Source organism: Streptomyces sp. NPDC001728 (assembly GCF_040297565.1).
Classification (GTDB): Bacteria; Actinomycetota; Actinomycetes; order Streptomycetales; family Streptomycetaceae; genus Streptomyces.
Window position 1 is genome coordinate 41,598 of sequence record NZ_JBEOZK010000025.1, and the last position, 16,107, is coordinate 57,704.

General features: G+C 73.5%; 15 protein-coding genes and 1 pseudogene. 3 read left to right on the forward strand and 13 right to left on the reverse strand.

What is annotated here, in order from left to right; translation table 11 throughout:
• Positions 1–32: 32 nt before the first annotated feature.
• The 3 genes and pseudogenes from ABT154_RS29320 to ABT154_RS29330 all read right to left on the reverse strand — a co-directional run.
• Positions 33–512 (reverse strand): hypothetical protein, encoded by a 480-nt coding sequence (locus ABT154_RS29320; RefSeq protein ID WP_351860717.1) that lies wholly within the window; start codon positions 510–512, stop codon positions 33–35.
• Between the two features lie 95 nt (positions 513–607).
• Positions 608–1,135 carry a DinB family protein gene (locus ABT154_RS29325; protein ID WP_351860719.1) on the reverse strand — a complete coding sequence of 176 codons (528 nt, stop codon included), beginning with the start codon at positions 1,133–1,135 and terminating at the stop codon, positions 608–610.
• A gap of 42 nt (positions 1,136–1,177) precedes the next feature.
• Positions 1,178–1,360, reverse strand: a pseudogene (locus ABT154_RS29330) (TetR/AcrR family transcriptional regulator); the annotation flags it as partial.
• A 150-nt stretch (positions 1,361–1,510) separates the two neighbouring features.
• Between ABT154_RS29330 and ABT154_RS29335 the strand changes: the two are divergent.
• On the forward strand, positions 1,511–2,416 hold the full coding sequence (locus ABT154_RS29335) for a Gfo/Idh/MocA family protein (RefSeq protein ID WP_351860721.1): 906 nt from the start codon (positions 1,511–1,513) through the stop codon (positions 2,414–2,416).
• Between the two features lie 75 nt (positions 2,417–2,491).
• On the opposite strand, the gene ABT154_RS29340 is transcribed toward ABT154_RS29335, so the two are convergent.
• The 5 genes from ABT154_RS29340 to ABT154_RS29360 all read right to left on the reverse strand — a co-directional run bounded on the left by ABT154_RS29340 (position 2,492) and on the right by ABT154_RS29360 (position 8,198).
• On the reverse strand, positions 2,492–2,935 hold the full coding sequence (locus ABT154_RS29340; RefSeq protein WP_351860723.1) for a nuclear transport factor 2 family protein: 444 nt from the start codon (positions 2,933–2,935) through the stop codon (positions 2,492–2,494).
• A gap of 126 nt (positions 2,936–3,061) precedes the next feature.
• The gene (locus ABT154_RS29345) at positions 3,062–4,465 is read right to left on the reverse strand and encodes a M16 family metallopeptidase (protein ID WP_351860725.1); all 1,404 of its coding nucleotides are present in this window, start codon (positions 4,463–4,465) and stop codon (positions 3,062–3,064) included.
• 184 nt (positions 4,466–4,649) lie between these two features.
• Positions 4,650–5,948, reverse strand: a complete 1,299-nt coding sequence (locus tag ABT154_RS29350; protein ID WP_351860727.1) for a M16 family metallopeptidase — start codon at positions 5,946–5,948, stop codon at positions 4,650–4,652.
• A 7-nt stretch (positions 5,949–5,955) separates the two neighbouring features.
• Positions 5,956–7,482 (reverse strand): MFS transporter, encoded by a 1,527-nt coding sequence (locus ABT154_RS29355; RefSeq protein ID WP_351860729.1) that lies wholly within the window; start codon positions 7,480–7,482, stop codon positions 5,956–5,958.
• Complete coding sequence (locus ABT154_RS29360) at positions 7,464–8,198, reverse strand: HesA/MoeB/ThiF family protein (RefSeq protein ID WP_351860826.1); 735 nt, start codon at positions 8,196–8,198, stop codon at positions 7,464–7,466. The genes ABT154_RS29355 and ABT154_RS29360 overlap by 19 nt, the downstream gene beginning before the upstream one ends.
• Between ABT154_RS29360 and ABT154_RS29365 the strand changes: the two genes are divergently transcribed.
• Complete coding sequence (locus ABT154_RS29365; protein ID WP_351860731.1) at positions 8,100–8,531, forward strand: hypothetical protein; 432 nt, start codon at positions 8,100–8,102, stop codon at positions 8,529–8,531. The genes ABT154_RS29360 and ABT154_RS29365 overlap by 99 nt on opposite strands.
• Here the strand turns inward: ABT154_RS29365 and ABT154_RS29370 are convergent.
• The 5 genes from ABT154_RS29370 to ABT154_RS29390 all read right to left on the reverse strand — a co-directional run bounded on the left by ABT154_RS29370 (position 8,492) and on the right by ABT154_RS29390 (position 14,159).
• The gene (locus ABT154_RS29370; RefSeq protein WP_351860733.1) at positions 8,492–9,250 is read right to left on the reverse strand and encodes a 2OG-Fe(II) oxygenase; all 759 of its coding nucleotides are present in this window, start codon (positions 9,248–9,250) and stop codon (positions 8,492–8,494) included. The two genes, ABT154_RS29365 and ABT154_RS29370, sit on opposite strands and share 40 nt — an antisense overlap.
• A gap of 127 nt (positions 9,251–9,377) precedes the next feature.
• A complete protein-coding gene (locus tag ABT154_RS29375; protein ID WP_351860734.1) occupies positions 9,378–11,507 on the reverse strand; it encodes a radical SAM protein in 2,130 nt (709 codons plus the stop codon).
• Between the two features lies 1 nt (position 11,508).
• A complete protein-coding gene (locus ABT154_RS29380; protein WP_351860736.1) occupies positions 11,509–12,396 on the reverse strand; it encodes a 2OG-Fe(II) oxygenase in 888 nt (295 codons plus the stop codon).
• Between the two features lie 13 nt (positions 12,397–12,409).
• Positions 12,410–13,900: an ABC transporter substrate-binding protein gene (locus ABT154_RS29385; protein WP_351860738.1), complete on the reverse strand. Its 1,491-nt coding sequence runs from the start codon at positions 13,898–13,900 to the stop codon at positions 12,410–12,412.
• 109 nt (positions 13,901–14,009) lie between these two features.
• A complete protein-coding gene (locus tag ABT154_RS29390; protein ID WP_317875724.1) occupies positions 14,010–14,159 on the reverse strand; it encodes a hypothetical protein in 150 nt (49 codons plus the stop codon).
• A gap of 210 nt (positions 14,160–14,369) precedes the next feature.
• Between ABT154_RS29390 and ABT154_RS29395 the strand changes: the two genes are divergently transcribed.
• On the forward strand, positions 14,370–16,022 hold the full coding sequence (locus tag ABT154_RS29395) for an ABC-F family ATP-binding cassette domain-containing protein (protein WP_351860740.1): 1,653 nt from the start codon (positions 14,370–14,372) through the stop codon (positions 16,020–16,022).
• Positions 16,023–16,107: the final 85 nt, after the last annotated feature.

Here is a 16,107-nt window from a genome sequence, read left to right on the forward strand (position 1 = left end):
CTGTTCCGGCTAGGTTCGACCGGGCCGGGTGGTCAGTGGCCGTACGTGCCGTGGCAGATGCGGGACGGGTCGCTGCCGGGGGCCCAGCCCCCGTACCGCTCGCCCAGATCGCAGACGTCCGCCCGGGAGACCGGTGGCTTCCTGCGCAGGTCGCTCAGGCTCGGCAGATCGGGCAGCGGCGGCAGGGTCGCCGGGCGCGGACGCTCCCGCTGCCGGGGTACGGCCTCCGGGCGCGGCGCCTCGCTCCTCGGCGGGGCCGCCCGCCGGCGCGGCCCGGCGGTGGGCGACGCACGGGGAGCGGCGGACGGCGGGGGAGCGGGGAGCGCCGCTTCGAGGGCCTCGCGGGCCGGGCCCTCGACGATCTGCGGCGCCACGTCCTGGGCGGGGCGTACGGTCTGCGCGGCGGGCGCGGTGACGGGGGCCGTCGGCGGGACGTCCACCGAGACGCAGCCCGCGAGGGCGGCGAAGGCCGCCCCGACCAGGATCTTCGCTGTGGTTCGGGTTCCATGCACCCGCGTCACTCTGGTGGCCCCACGACGATCTTCGCGCCCCTACCGGCGGGGAATGCCCCGCACGGGTGAGACCTCGCGGGACCGGCCTTGACCGGTCAGTCGCCGGTCGCGCCGTCGATGCGCTCCCGGAGAAGGTCCGCGTGGCCGTTGTGGCGGGCGTACTCCTCGATCATGTGGAGGTAGATCCAGCGCAGGTTGAAGCTCTCCCCGCTGCGGTGCACGCCCACGCCGAGGTGGTCGAGACCGTGCGGGGCGGCCAGGGCGCGCGCATGGACGATCTCCGCCTGCCAGGTGGCGAAGGCCTCCTCGTAGGTGTCCTCCTCCGTGGCATGGATGTCCCGGTCGCGGTCCTCCTCCGTCGAGTAGATCCACTCGGCCTTCTCGCCGGCCAGGACGTTGCGGAACCAGCCGCGCTCGACCTCGGCCATGTGCCGGACCAGGCCCAGCAGATTCAGGTCGGAGGGCGGGGCGGAGGGGGTGCGCAGCTGGGCGTCGTCGAGCCCCTCGCACTTCGTCGCGAGGGTCGCGCGATGGAAGTCGAGCCACTGCTCCAGTGCCTCGCGCTCACCCGAGGTGGTGGACGGGTCGACGCGGGGGACGGATTCGGTGCCTTCGGTGGTCATGGGCGGCATCGTGCCCCAGGATCACCGGCGGCGCCACCGCTTTCACGGCCGCGCGGACGACCCGCCCCCGAGCATGCCCCGGAGCAATTCGTCGAAGCGGGTGCGCAGTTCCGCGCGGTTCGGCACGGCCGAGTGGAAGGAGCCGGCCGCGCAGGAGAACATCAGCCCCTCGCACCATGCGACGAGGGAGAGCGCGTGCGGCTCCGGCGCCGTCGACCCCGCCGCCGTCTCCCGCTTCGGCCCCGGGCTCGTCCTGCGGGGCTTCGACGGCATCGCGGACCGGCGCCCGCCGATCGCCCCGGACCGGCCCGCGTAAGCTGACCAGCGCGAACGGCCCACACGAGCGGGGCCTGTGGACACGACAAGGGAGACCCCGTGAAGGTTGGCTGCATCGGACTCGGCGACATCGCGCAGAAGGCCTACCTCCCCGTCCTCGCCACGCTCCCCGGGGTCGAACTCCACCTCCAGACCCGTACCGCCGCGACCCTCGACCGGGTCGCCGACACCCTCCACCTGCCCGCCGCGCAGCGCCACCGCGACCTCGACTCGCTGCTCGCCGCCGGACTCGACGCCGCGTTCGTCCACGCGCCGACCGCCGTCCACGCGGAGATCGCCGAGCGACTCATCGAAGCGGGCGTCCCCACGTACGTCGACAAGCCCCTCGCGTACGAGTACGCCGACTCGGAGCGGATCGTGGAGCTGGCGGAGAAGCGTGCGGTGGGCCTCGCCCTCGGCTTCAACCGGCGCCTGGCCCCCTCGTACGCCCAGTGCGTCGAGCACCCGCGCGAGCTGATCCTCCTTCAGAAGAACCGGGTCGGCCTGCCCGAGGACCCGCGCACGCTCGTGCTCGACGACTTCATCCACGTCGTCGACACCCTCCGGTTCCTCCTCCCCGGCGAGGTCGAGCACGTCGACGTGCGGGCCAGGATCCGCGAGGGGCTCATGCACCACGTCGTGCTCCAGCTCTCCGGCGACGGGTTCACCGCCATCGGCATGATGAACCGGATGAACGGCTCCACCGAGGAGATCCTGGAGGTCTCGGGGCAGGACACCAAGCGCCAGGTCCTCAACCTCTCCGACGTCGTCGACCACAAGGGCCAGCCGACCCTGCGGCGGCGCGGCGACTGGGTGCCGGTGGCCCGTCAGCGCGGCATCGAGCAGGCCGTACTGGCCTTCCTCGACGCCGTACGCGAGGGGCGGGTCCTCAGCGCGCGCGACGCCCTGCTCACCCACGAGCTGTGCGAGCGCGTGGTCAGTGAGGCGCTGACCCAGGCGTCCTGAGCCGGCCGGGTCATCGGGGGCCTGGGCCGGCCAGGTCCCTGGGGACCTTGGCCCGCCGGATCCGAGGCGGTCGGCTCAGGAGCGGCGCCACCGTTCGTCGACGACGACCGAGCGGAGCCGCCAGCCGTCGGCGGTGCGGCGCGCGGCGAAGACGTAGCGACCGCCGCAGACGAAGTCCTCGCCGGACGCGAAGCGCATCGGGTTGACGTAGTCGGCGCCGATGTCGGCCAGGTCGCCGGTCAGCGGATAGCCGCCCGGCTCCCGGAACAGGACCCGGCGGTTCACGATGAGGTGCTGGCGGACGGGAAAGAGGGGCATCGTCGAGGCCAGCCACTCCGCGACTTCGGCGGCGGACCCCTCGATCCCGCCCGAGCCCCGGTAGTCGGCCCGGCCTTCGGGGGTGAACAGAGCCCGGTAGGCGGTCCAGTCGCCGTCGTCGACGGCGGTCGCGTAGCCGGTGATGAGATCGTCGAGAGCGAGCCGGTCCATCACGGTCGCGAGGTCCACGCGCTGCGTCATCGCCTCAGTCTCCGGCAGCGCCCGCCTCGGGCCAAGGGTCGTGCACGACCCCGCCGGAACGGGCGAACCGATTCCCGCCACGGTGTGCACCGGCCGCCCGTCCGTCCGGGGTCTCCCGGACGGTGCTCAGACCGTACGGGGCGCCGACCCCGCCGCCTCCCGGACGGCCTCGCCGATCCGCGAGGCGTCGCCGACCGCGACCGTCACCAGCCGGTCCGGCGCGAACGCCTCCCGCAGGGCCGCCGAGGCCTCCTCCGTGGTGACGGCCGCGGCCCGCTGGAACGCGCCCGGCAGCGAGGCGGGCGCGCGCCCGTCGAGTACCAGCACGGCGATCTCGTCCGCGACGGCGGAGGCCGTGAGATAGCGCAGTGGCGCGGCGTCGACGATCTGCGCGACCGCCGCCGAGCGCTCCCGCGCGCTGATCCCGTGCTCCGCCACCTCTCGCAGGATGCGCCGGATGTCGCCGAGCGCCTCACCCGTCACCGAGGTCTCCACCGCACCGGTCACCACCGCGAGCGAATGCCGCACGACCGCGAGCAGCCGGCTGTGGAAGCCGTACGTGTACCCCTTGGCCTCCCGCAGTTCGCGGTCGAGGCGGGCGTTGACCGAGCCGCCGAGACTGTGGTTCCCGATCAGCAGCGCGTCCCAGCCGGGCGCCGTGCGCGCGGTCGCCGCGCGGCCGAGGACCAGCCGGGTCTGCACGGCCCCGGGCCGGTCGACCACGATCACCGCCGGGTCGTCCCTGACGGGCGGGGCGGGCGGCGCCGGAAGTGTCCCGGGCTCGCCCTCCCACGTGGACAGGACCCGGCGCAGTGCCGCCTCGGTCCCGTTCCCGGAGAGGTGGCCGGCGACCACCACGGTGGTGACGGCGGGGCGCAGGAACCGGCGGTGGCAGGCGACGACCGCGTCCCGGTCGATCCGGCGGACCGTCTCCTCCGTGCCGCGCGCGGGACGGCTGCGCCGGTCCGAGGCGTCGAAGACGGCGCCGTGCAGCTCCAGCGCGGCCCGGCGCTCCGGGTCCGTCCGGTGACGGACCAGGGCGTGGACGCGCGAGCGGACCAGCCGGTCCACCGAGGCGGCAGGGAGCAGCGGTTCGCGCATGGCGCGGACCAGCAGGGACAGGGCGCGGACGAGGTGGGGGACGGGAACGTCCAGGGTGATCCGCAGGCCCGCGTGCTCGGCGCCGACCCCGAGGGTCGCGCCGCAGTTCTCCAGCTCCTGGATGAAGTCGAGCGAACTCAGCCCCGGTACGCCCTCGACGAGGGCGCTGGTGGTGATGCCGAGGACGCCCTCCAGGTCACGGGGTTCGAGGGCGAGCGGCACGGCCACGACGATCTCGACGCTCAGCACCTCCTGGCCGGGACGGTCACAGGTCAGCAGGGTCACGCCGTTGGAGAGCAGCTCCTCGCGCAGCGCGGGGAACAGCCAGGGCTCGACCGGCACCGGCAGGGGCCGCTGCGGCCGGGCGACGGCGGCCCGGTGGCCGGTGGCGGCCGGGTGGGTCGGGGAGGCGGAGACGGGCACAGTCATACGGGGACCCTTCGCGAAGGACCGGCGGGCGGCGGGGGATCGGAGACGGCTTCGGATACGGGCGGGGCCTTTCGGAGAGGGCCCGACGGGCTGTCCCCCTAGGGGCCCGCTTCGGGCCGTACCCCTACGGGCTGTACCCCTACGGGCTGTACCCCTACGGGCTGTACCCCGAGTGGTAGTTCCCCTAAAGCCCCGTCTTCCGTTCCGGCTCGTACGTCAGGACCGCGCGTCGCGCAGGGGAGAGCAGCCCCGCAGCCGCCGCGCCGACCTCCGCCGCACCGATGTCGAGGACGCCCGCCAGGTGCCGGTCGCAACGGGTGGCGTCGCCGAAGTACGCCTCCTGGGCGCAGAGTTCGTCGGCGCGGCCGGCCGGGTGGGCCAGCCGGTCGTGCCAGTCCCGGCGGATCTGGGCCCGCGCCCCCTCCAGGGCGTCGTCGGTGACCCCGCCGTCGGCGAGCCGCTCGATCTCCCCGTCCACCGCGCGCTCCACGTCCGCGAGCGCGGTCCCGGCCGGGGCCCGCACATTGAGCTGGCCGAGGGACGGGGCCCGCCGCAGCGGCATCAGCGACGCGCGCGCCGTGTGGGCGAGCTGGTCGCGCCGCACCAGCCGGTCGTGGAGGCCCCGGCTGCTCATGCCGCCGAGGAGGGTCAGGGCCAGGTCGACGGCCGCGCAACCGGGTTCGCCGTACGCGGGGAGCTGGTACGCGGCCATGAAGGCGGGTCCCGGCACCCGCTCCACCACGTGCCGCCGCGCCTCGGCCGGGTCCGCGGGCGCGCCCGGCGCGACGGTGCGCGTCAGGTGGCCGACGGCGCCGGGGCCCGTACCGGACGGCGGGATGTGCCCGAAGTGGCGCTCGGCCAGGCCGACGACCGCCTCGGGGGAGACATCGCCGACGACGGAGAGGATCGCCCGGTCCGGGGTGTAGTGGCGGCCGAAGAAGGCGCGGCAGTCGTCGAGGGTCACCGCCCGCAGATCCTCGGGGCTGCCGGCCGGCGTGGCCCGGAAGGGGTGCCCGGCGGGGAAGGACATGGCGACCAGCTGCTCCCAGCCGGTCCCGTAGGGGACGTTGTCGTACCGCTCGCGACGCTCGTTCAGGACCACGTCCCGCTGGGTGGCCAGGCTCTCCGAGGTCAGCGCGTCGGGCAGGCCGCCCATGCGGTCGGCCTCCAGCCACAGCACCAGTTCCAGCTGGCCGACCGGGACGAGGCTGTGGAAGACGGTGCGCTCGAAGCCGGTGGCGGCGTTGGTGTGCCCGCCGGCGTCCTCGACGGCCGCGGTGTGCTCGCCGGCGGGCACCTGCGTCGAGCCCTGGAACATCAGGTGCTCGAAGAGGTGCGCGAGACCGGTCCGCCCGCGCGGCTCGTCACAGGACCCCACCTCGTACCAGAGGCAGATCGCGGCCACCGGCACGGTCGGGTCCCGGGAGACGACCACCCTCAGACCGTTGGGGAGGGTGTGGCGGATGGGGCTGAGGACGGGCACGGTGCTCCTACGGCTCGGTGGGGGGCGCGGTCTTCGGACGGGCGGCGTCTTCGGCGGCAGCCGCCCCGAGCGGCGAGCCGCCCTCGTCGCTGTCCCCGTCCCCGTTCCCGGTGTCCGGGAGCGCGTCGCCCTCGGTGCCCCGGAGCGCCCGGACCGGGCTGAGCAGGGGCCAGAGCGCCGAGGTGAGGAGACCGGCCGCCGACACGTACATGACCTCGGCAAGACCGAAGCGCCCGCCGAGCCAGCCGCCGAGCAGCGCGCCCACCGGCTGGCACCCCCAGCTGACGAAGCGAGTGGTGGCGGTGACCCGGCCGAGCAGGTGGTCGGGGACGAGACTCTGCTTCACCGTCTCGCTGATGACCAGGTTGACCACGACCGCGAAGGTCCAGGTGAAGGTGGAGGCCGACACCAGGAAGACGGACAGCGCGCGGTTGTCCCACTGCACGGCGAGCGGGACGAGGACCGCCGAGACGCCGGGGGCGGCGTACGCGAGGACGAGGGCCCGGCCCTGGCCGAACAGCCGGGTGAGGAACGGGGTCGAGGACGCGCCGAGCAGACCGGCGACGCCGCCCGCCATGCTGGTGGCGCCGAGCAGACCCGGACTGAAGCCGAGGACGCGGAGCACGAAGAGGGTGTGCACCGCGAAGAACATCGCGTGGAAGATGTTGAAGTGGGTGGCGGCCAGGATCATCGGGCGCTGGATGCGGTCGTCCCGCAGCACGAGCAGCCCCTTGAGCACGGCCTTGCGGTGCGACTCCCGCTGCTCCCGCTCTCCGGCCTCCGCCCCGGCCTCGGTCCCCTCGCCGTCGCCCTCGCGCTCGACGTCGTCCGCAGGATCGGCGGGCGCCGGAGCGGCCTTGGGCAGACCGGCCAGCGTGAAGCAGCTGATCACGTACGAGAAGCAGTCCACGACCAGGGCGACCGGCGCGCTCACGACCTGGATGAGCAGACCGGCGAGCCCCGGTCCGGCGACGGTGCCGACAGAGGTGCTGGCCTCCATCCAGGAGTTGGCGCGCTCCAGTTGCCCGCGCGGCAGCAGCCGGGGCAGATAGGCCGACATCGCGCTGTCGAAGAGCAGGGTGAAGGCGCCGACCAGGAAGACGACCCCGTACAGGACGGGCATGGTGAGCGCGTCCAACCAGAAGAGCAGGGGGATCGCGAAGAGCAGCAGTCCCCGGGCCGCATTGGCCACGATCATGAGGGCGCGCCGCTCGTACCGGTCCGCCCAGACGCCGGCCGACAGGCCGAGCAGCAGCACCGCGGCGGACTCGGCGGCCTCCAGGACGCCCATCTGCCACGGGGTGGCCGCGAGGGTGGTCGCGGCGGTGATGCCGATCGCCATGAAGGTGATCTCGGTGCCGGCGAGGGACAGGGTCTCGCCGGTCCACAGACGGAGGAAGCCGGTGCCCCGGAACGGAGCCTTCTTCGGCTTCTCACCGGGCCGTCCGCCGGTGGCCTGCTCCCCGGGGGGCGGCTTGTCGCCCGCCCGCTGCTCTGGTAGTTGCTGCTGATCGGTCATGAGGTCGTCGGACACGTGCACGTGCTCTCTTCGCTGTGGGTGATCTGCTGACGCGTGAAGTCCAGGGCCGCCCGCCGACCCAGGGTGGGGCACGTTCCGCTGCACAGGAACTCGACGATGTCATGCGCGAGCATGGCGGCGACCACTGTATTGGCGGGACCGAAGGAGAAGGGGGCGGGTTCGGTGGCGCGGTCCTCGAACTCCCGGTCGTGGTCGGTGAGTCCGGCGCGCCGGGCCTGTTCGAAACACGTCCAGCAGCCGCCCCGGGCCGGGTCGACCACCGGACCCCACAGGCCGACGCCGACGCCGACCGCGCCGATCGCCGTCGGGGTGCCGGTGCCGACCGCCCAGTCCGCGACCACGGCGGGCAGTCCGGGCGGGGTGTCGGCGGCCACCACCACCAGGTCCAGGTCCTCGGGCAGTGACGCCGCGAGGTCGCCGGTCGTGGCGATCCGCCTCCGTACGCCGACGATCTCGGCACCGGCCCGGATCGCGCCCAGATATCCGGCCAGGGCCTCGGTCTTGGGCCGCCCCAGGTCGGAACGGGTGTACGTGAACTGCCGGTTGAGGTTGTGCAGGGCCACCCGGTCGTCGTCGACGAGCCAGAACCTCCCCACACCTGCCGCCGCCAGGTGCTGGGCGACGATGCCGCCGATGCCGCCGAGGCCGATCACCCCGATCCGGGCGGTGAGCAGCCGGTGCTGGGCCGCGCCGGTGTCCGGGGTGAACAGGCCGAGGTAGTCGACCTGCCGTTCGTACGGCTCGCCCGCGAACTCCGTACCGTACGCGGCGGGTTCGCCCGTGACCCAGCCGAGCTCGCGGAGCTCCGCCAGGAGCGCGGTGGCCGCACCGGGGCGCCAGGCCGCGCCGAGCGCCTCCCGTGTGGTCCCTTCGCGCAGCCGCCGCAGCGCCTCGCCCAGGCCCGGCCGGGCCCCGCCGATGCGGAGCAGCCGGGGGCCGAGGGTCAGCAGCGTCTCGTCCGGGGTCTCGTGGACGGCGACGGCGGGCAGCAGGCGTACGGTGTTCAGCTCCCCTCCAGGTGCTGCCCCATGGCGATCGTGTAGCGGCCGACGGTATCCCGGGTGAAGGGCTCGACCCGGTGCCAGCAGTCCTCGCGGATCGGCATCAGGGAGACGCTGTTGAAGAGGGGTTCGACGAAGAACTCCTCGTCCTCGCCGTGGCGGAAGGCGAGCCGTCCGCCGGACTCGGGGGTGTACTCCTCGTCGAGGTAGAAGTTGACCGCGAGGACCCGGCCGGGCACCAGGTCCTGGTGGGCGCCCAGGGCGTCGGAACGGCGGTACGCGGCCAGCTCCATGGTGGTGCGCTTGCGCAGGACGAGCCCGGTGCCGGAGCCGATCCAGTCGCGCAGCGCGTCGGACAGTACCGAGAAGACGAAGAAGTCCTGAAGGGTGCGCTGGTACGCCGGGTCCATGGCGCCCTCATCGAGTAGGGCGTGGATGTCCTTGACGACGAACTGGGCGATGGTGACCTCGTCCTGCTCGTCGACGTCGTCGTCCCAGAACTCGGTCTTGCCCAGGCGGCCTTCGTACTTGGCGGCGTGCCGCGACCAGGTCGGGATGGCGCGCATCGCGGCGGCGAGGTCCGTGGCGAACTCCGGGCGCAGGAAGTCCCGCAGGTGCAGGGGGTGGACCGCCTCCCCGTGGTACCAGTCGCGCAGCAGCTCGACCGTGGACGCGGTCAGGTACTGCGGCGCGACATAGGGAGCGGCGCCGGCGAGGGCCGGCGGAACCGGCGACGACGGCCGTGTGGTGGTGCTGGACATGGTTCTCCTCACGGACGGGGTGGGGGTGGACGGGGCGGGTCGCGGAGGTCCGGTGCGGACCGGGCGGGGCGCGCCCGGTCCGGGTCGGTCCGGGCGGGTCGCCGATGCGGCCGGTGGCGGCGCGGGCTCAGGTCAGGGCCGGCTCCGGGTGTCCGGTGGCGGCCCCGGCGGTGAGCATCCGGGCCTCGACGAGCTGCCGCAGGACCGCCGTGCCGCCGGCCGTTCCGTACACGTCCGTCAGGTCGCGGCGGGTCAGGGGCCTCCCGTCCAGCCAGGGGACCAGCCCCCTGGCCACGGCGGCGGGCAGGACGGTGCGCTCGCGGCGCAGGACGTGGGTGACGACCAGCTCGTCACCGCGCGGCAGGACGTCCAGGGACGCGATGCCCAGCCGGAACGTCTCGTCCTCACCGGGCAGCCGGTCCAGGAACTCGTCGCCGGTGCGGCGCATATGGGCGGAGCCGTGGCCGATGGCGAAGTCCTGGAAGGCGCGGTGGACGCCGGTGCGTTCCTCGCGGGTCATGGCCGGGTCGATGTTGCCGAGGTGGTTGAGCGCGTACTGCGCCTGGTTGGCGAGCCCGGAGTCCTCGTCCCCGACGACCAGGCCGAAGCGCTCGGGGCGGCGGCCGACCTCGGAGGAGCGGGTCGCCTCGAACGGGAAGACGGTGAAGGACTCGACGCAGTCGGCGAGTTCGGCCACGTCCCGCAGCGACTCCATGGCCTCCTCCAGAGTGGTCGAGGGCAGGTCGGGGATCAGGTTGATCCGCAGTTTCATGCCGGCCTGGTGGGCCTCGCGGATGAAGCGGAGGTTCTCCTCGCGGTCCGCGGACTTGTGGACCAGCTTCAGGACGCGGGTGTTGGTGGTCTCCATGCCGATGACGAGGTACTCGCAGCCGGCCCGGACCATCAGCTGGAGCAGTTCGGCGTCGAAGCGACGGTCCACCATGGCGAAGGAGTTCCAGGTGATGTCCAGGCCGCGGTCGATGACCGCCTGGGAGAATCGGCGGGCGAACGCGGGCGGGATGGACTCGGTGATCAGCTCGAAGCGGCGCACCGCGTGCGTGCTGACCTGGTGCTCGAGCTCGGCCATGAAGCTCTGCACGGAACGCCCCCGGTAGGGCGGGGAGCCGTCGTACAGCTCGACGAAGTCGCAGTAGTCGCACTTGCCCCAGTAGCAGCCGCGCGCCTGGACGATGCCCATCTCGTGGCCGACGAGCCGGGCCATCAGCGCCGGGTCGTACGCGGCGGGCGGCAGCGCGTTGGGGTGCAGCCCGGGCGCGGGCGGAGCGTGGACGGCGGTCGCGGCGGCGGTCTCGGCGGCTGTCTCGGATCCGGCGGGCTTGCCGGATCCGTCCGTTCCGGCGGTTTCGGCGGTTCGGGCGGCGAGGGCGGAGACGCCGGCGACCTCGGTCGGCCGCCAGTCGCCGCTGTCGGCCTGCCGGTACAGGGCGAGCAGCGGGGCCTCGCCGTCGAAACGGACGACCGCGTCGACCTGGCGGTGGACGTCGAGGAGGCGGGAGAGGTCGTCCTCGTTCATCAGGGAGAGCGTCGGGCCACCGAGCACGATCCGTACCTCGGGGCGGATCCGCTTGACGGTCTCCGCGAGCAGCAGCGCGGGCACCAGCTGCGGACCCATGGGGACGGACACGCCCAGGAGGCGGGCGTCCTCGGGCAGCCGGGCGGCCAGGTCGAGCGAGGCGTAGTACGAGCGGAAGACCAGTGTCCGGTCCGAGCGCAGCAGCGCCGGATCGGTCAGCCACTCGGCCTCCGGGTCGATCAGATACGGCTGCGCCAGCGCGGACAGCAGGAACGCCGGGCCGGACTCGGAGGCGAAGACGTGCCGGCCGAGCTCGTCGAAGAGGGCGTCGCGGTGGCGGGCGAGCCAGCGGCCCGCGACCGCGCTCATCTCCTCGGGGTAGCAGCCTTCCAGGCCGACGAGCCGGCCCGCGCCCGCCTCGGCCAGATGGCCGGGGTCGAGCAGGTGCAGGGCGAACTCCTCGTTGAGGTCCCACTGATGGGTGCGGACCTTGCGGCTCTGCAGGAACCCCGCGAGGACGGCGCTCGACGGGAAGTAGCGGCCGAAGCTGGACTCGACCAGCGGGGGGAAGGCCAGGACCACGGAGCCGCCGGCGCTCGGGCCGGGGGCGCCGGGCCGGGCGGGTACGGGGGCTGTCGGTAGGGGTGCCGTCCGTACAGGCAGGGCCGCCTCCGCTACGGCTTCCTCGGGCACGGCGGGGCCGGTCTCGATGCCGGGTGTCATGTCACTTCACCTCACCGGGGGTCGCGGGAACGGCGGCGATGCTGATCGTGTGGCGCCCGACGCGGTCGGCGCGCCAGGGGGTGACCCAGTGCACACAGCCGGGTCGGATCGGCATCACGGACACGCTGTTGAAGCGGGGCGGCATCAGATGCTCGCGGCCTTCCTCGTCGCGGAAGCCGAGGACCCCGCCGTCGCCCGCCCGATAGGCGGGGTCCAGGTACAGGTTGAGGACGAACAGGGTGTCCGACTCGGCGTCGGAGTGCTCCCCGAGCGTGTCGCCGGACCGGTAGCGCGCGAACTCGACGTTGGTGGTCAGCGGCCCGCCCGGGGCCGTCCACCGGTCGAGCACCTCGCGCAGGACCGTGCCCATACCGGCGAAGACGAAGAAGTCGGAGAGCCGGGCGCGGTGCTCGCCCGGGTAGGGCGAGCCGTCGTCGAACAGGGCCGGGATGCCCCGGGCCACCTCACGGACGGCGGCCCGCTCCTCGGGGGCCGCGGCGCGCCACTCCTCCGGGGTCGCCGGCCGGGTGGCGAGCCGGTCAGGGTTCCACAGGACGGCCGAGGCCTCCCAGGTGGGCAGGGCCCGCACCGTCTCGCCGAGCGCCCACGCCTGCTCGTCCGGCAGGAAGCCGTCGAGGTGGACGGGACGGGCGGGGGCGGCGCGCAGCAGGTCGGAGAGCGCGGCGAGCTCGGCGGGGGAGCGGTCGACCGGGCGGAAGGGGGCCTGGCCGGGTGCGACGGAGGTGCCGGGTGCGACGGAGGTGCCGGGTGTGACGGAAGAGTCGGGTGTGACGGCGGCGTCGGTGCCGGGTGTGCCGGGTGTGCCGGGTGTGCCGGGTGTCGCGGAGGCGTCCGCGCCGGGTGCGGTGGTGGTCGGGCTGTGCGTCATGCGGAACGGCCCTTCAGTGGTCGCGGTCGGGCACGGCGGTACGGGGCAGGTCGTCCAGGTGCGCGGTGCCGGTGGCGGCCACGGTGGGCGCGGGGCACCCGGCTCCGGTCAGGGTGACGCTGTTGACCTGGAACAGCGGAACCACCGGCGCGTGGTCGAGCACCACCGCCTCTGTCTCCCGCCAGGCCCGCGCCGCCTCCGGACCCCCGGCCGTACGCAGCGCCCGGTCCAGCGCCGCGTCCACGGCCGGCTCGGCGAACCCGAAGGCGCGGGCCTGCCCGGAGGTGCTGTGGAAGCCGGTGAGGAAGCCCGCCACATGGGCCAGCGGGGCCGGATTGATGCCGTACAGCAGCTCGTAGTCGAGCGTGGCGGCGGCCCGCGCGAAGTGTTCGTAGGAGAGTGGGCGCAGCCGTACGGGATGGCCGAAGCGTTCGTGGACGTCCGCCGCGACGAGGGCCGCTGCGTCCCCGTTCGGTGCGAAGTCGGCGTAACTCAAGGTCAGTTCGGCACGTCGGCACCGTGGCGGGAGGCGACCGGCGGGCGGTGGCCCGGCGGGCCGGCCGTCGCCGCCCGGGTCCGTCCCGCGCGGTTCCCACAGCTCCGTGTAGCGCGGGAGGGGGAGGGCCGCCCGCCGGAGGAGGGCGCTCGCCGACTGCCGGTCGAACCCGGCGGAGAAGGCGCGGCGCCCGGCCGGGGTGGCGAGCGGACTGTCGATGCCGGGACGCACCCAGAGCTGGCAGGCCATGGACAGTCCGCGCACGGTCGCGCCGGGTCGGGCGGCTGCAGCAGTGAACTCAGCAGGATTCAGGCCGGTGTTGACCGAGAGATCGAGCCGGCCGTCGGCCAGGGCGGCGAGGGCGTCGGCCCGGTCGGCGTACACCTGGAAGGCGAGCCGTTCGGGGGTTCCGGGCCCGGTACGGCGGGACGGCTTGCGGCGCAGCTCGATCCGGCCCCGGGCGCGGTCGGCCAGGACCGGCCGGAAGGGGCCGCTCGCGGTCCAGCCGCCGTCGGGCGTCTCCCGGACGGGCGCGGCGCCGGGGAAGGCGAGGAGCTGCGGCAGATAGGGCAGCGGCAGCGGGGAGCGCAGTTCGACGACCGGGGAGCCGTCCGCCGGGTCGGGCACGACCCGGGTGGTCACCGGGGAGCCGGTGCCGTCGGTGTCGTAGGCGGCGGGCAGCGGCAGACCGGTGGGTCCCCAGGCCCGGTGGACCCCGGCGGCGACCTCCTCGGTCCGCACCGGGCTGCCGTCGTCCCAGCGCTGTCCGGGGGCCGGCCTCAGCAGCCAGACCCGTTCCCCGTCGAGCGGGGTGAGCGAGGCGAGTGCGGACGGCGCGGTGCCGGGACCGCGGGCGAGGTCGCGGGTGAGCGGGTCGACCAGGGCGTCCAGGACCGTGGCCTGGTTGAAGTCCACGACATGGAAGGGATCCAGGCTGAGCGGCCAGGCGTCGAGGTCCACCACGAGGGCGGTGTCGCGGCCCTCGGCTCGGGCGTACTGAGTGCCCACTTCGGTCACGGCTCCCCCCGGTCGGTCGGCTGCCGGCGGTGCGCCGGGCGATTCGGCTGGCCGGCCGGGCCCCGGGGCCGTGTACGGTCCCGGGGCCCGGCGGCGGTGATCAGCTGCGGACGCGGTTGCCGAGGAACTCGTTGAGCAGTTCACGCTTGAAGACGAGACCGTCGGTCTCGAGCTCCGGCGTGCCGGCCGTGTCCGCCTGGTGCAGTTCGGCGGTCTCCTGGGTCTCCGGACGCTGAGCGTTGGACTCCATGGTGTTTCCCCTCTCTTCGAGTGGACGGGCGGTCGGGGGCACGGGTGTTGCCCGTTTCCGACCACCCAGTGGTCGCCGAGCCGAACGGGAGGTGCCCCGAACGACCGGTCGGTGGTGACGGTGTCACGGCAATTTCTCTCGCTCAAGACCGCCGTGAGAGATTGAACCGATTCAGACGCGTCACACCGGCCGGCGAGGGGTGGGAGATCGATGGGATTTCTGGAGGTTTCCGGTCTTGAATACTGGTTGGCCGACGGTCGGATGCTTTTTCACGATGCGTCCTTCCGAGTCGGGGACGGCGACAAGGTAGCCCTGATCGGTGCGAACGGACTGGGGAAGACGACGTTGTTGCGCCTGGTCACAGGCGAGTTGAAGCCGGAATCCGGAACCGTACGGGTGGTCGGCGGGCTGGGGGTGATGCCCCAGTTCATCGGTTCGGTGCGGGATTCGACCACGGTGCACGAATTCCTCGTATCCCTTGCCCGGCCGGAATTGCGGCGAGCATTTTCGGACATGGAACGTGCTGAACTCGCCATGATGGAGTCGGACAGCGAGGCCGTCCAGATCCGATACGCCGAAGCGTTGTCCGTGTGGGGCGATGCCGGCGGCTACGACGCCGAGGTCGAATGGGATCTCGTCACCCAGGCCGCACTCCGGCTGCCCTTCGACCTGGCCCGGTTCCGTGAGCTGCGCACCCTCTCCGGCGGAGAGCAGAAGCGGCTCGCCCTTGAGGCGCTGTTCCGGGGCAGTGCGCAGGTGCTGCTCCTGGACGAACCGGACAACTACCTCGACGTACCGGGAAAGCGGCAGCTGGAGGAGACCATGGCGGCCTCCCCGAAGACCGTGCTGTACGTCAGCCACGACCGCGAACTGCTCGCCGCGACGGCCACCCGGGTGCTCACCCTGGAGGCCGGGGGCGTCTGGGTGCACGGCGGCGGTTTCCGCGACTACCACGAGGCCCGTACGGCGCGTCTGGAACGTCTCGACGAGCTGCACCGCCGCTGGTCCGAGGAGCACCAGCGGCTCAAGGACCTGGTCCGCACCCTCCAGCAGCAGGCGAAGATCTCGGCGTCGATGGCAGGGAAGTACCGGGCGACGCAGACCCGGCTGGCCCGCTTCGAGGAGGCCGGCCCGCCGCCGGAGCGCCCGGTCGAGCAGAACGTCCGCATGCGGCTGCGCGGCGACCGTACGGCGCTTCGCGCGGTCCGCTGCGAGGGCCTCGAACTACGGGGACTCACAAAGCCGTTCGACCTGGAGGTGTTCTTCGGGGAGCGGGTCGCGGTGCTGGGCGCCAACGGCACAGGAAAGTCCCATCTGCTGCGGCTGCTCGCTGCCGGCGGCAGCGACCTGGAGCTCTACGAACCGGACCGGCACGGCGAGCCGGTCGCCCACACGGGCACCGCCCGCCTCGGCGGGCGGGTCCGGCCCGGCTGGTTCGCGCAGACCCAGCAGCGGCCCGACCTGATCGGACGCACCCTGGTGGAGATCCTGGGCCGGGGTGACGGGGACCGGGACGGCCGGGAGCGCGGCGGGGCGGTGTCCGCGCTGCGGCGCTACGAACTCCAGGCCCAGGCCGACCAGACCTTCGAGTCGCTGTCCGGTGGCCAGCAGGCCCGCTTCCAGATCCTGCTGCTCGAACTGCAGGGCGCCACACTGCTGTTGCTCGACGAGCCCACGGACAACCTGGACCTGCACAGCGCCGAGGCCCTGGAGGCAGCGCTCGAACTCTTCGAGGGCACGGTCCTCTCGGTCACCCACGACCGCTGGTTCGCCCGCACCTTCGACCGCTTCGTGGTCCTCGACGACGACGGCAAGGTCCGCGAACACGACGGCCCGTACTGGGGCCCGGGCATCCCGGTCTGAGCCGGCAGCGAGAAGGAAGGGCCCGCGCGGGGGAGGCTGCGGGGGCCCTTCGGCGGCACGCCAACCCCGAATGCGCGCTCGTTCG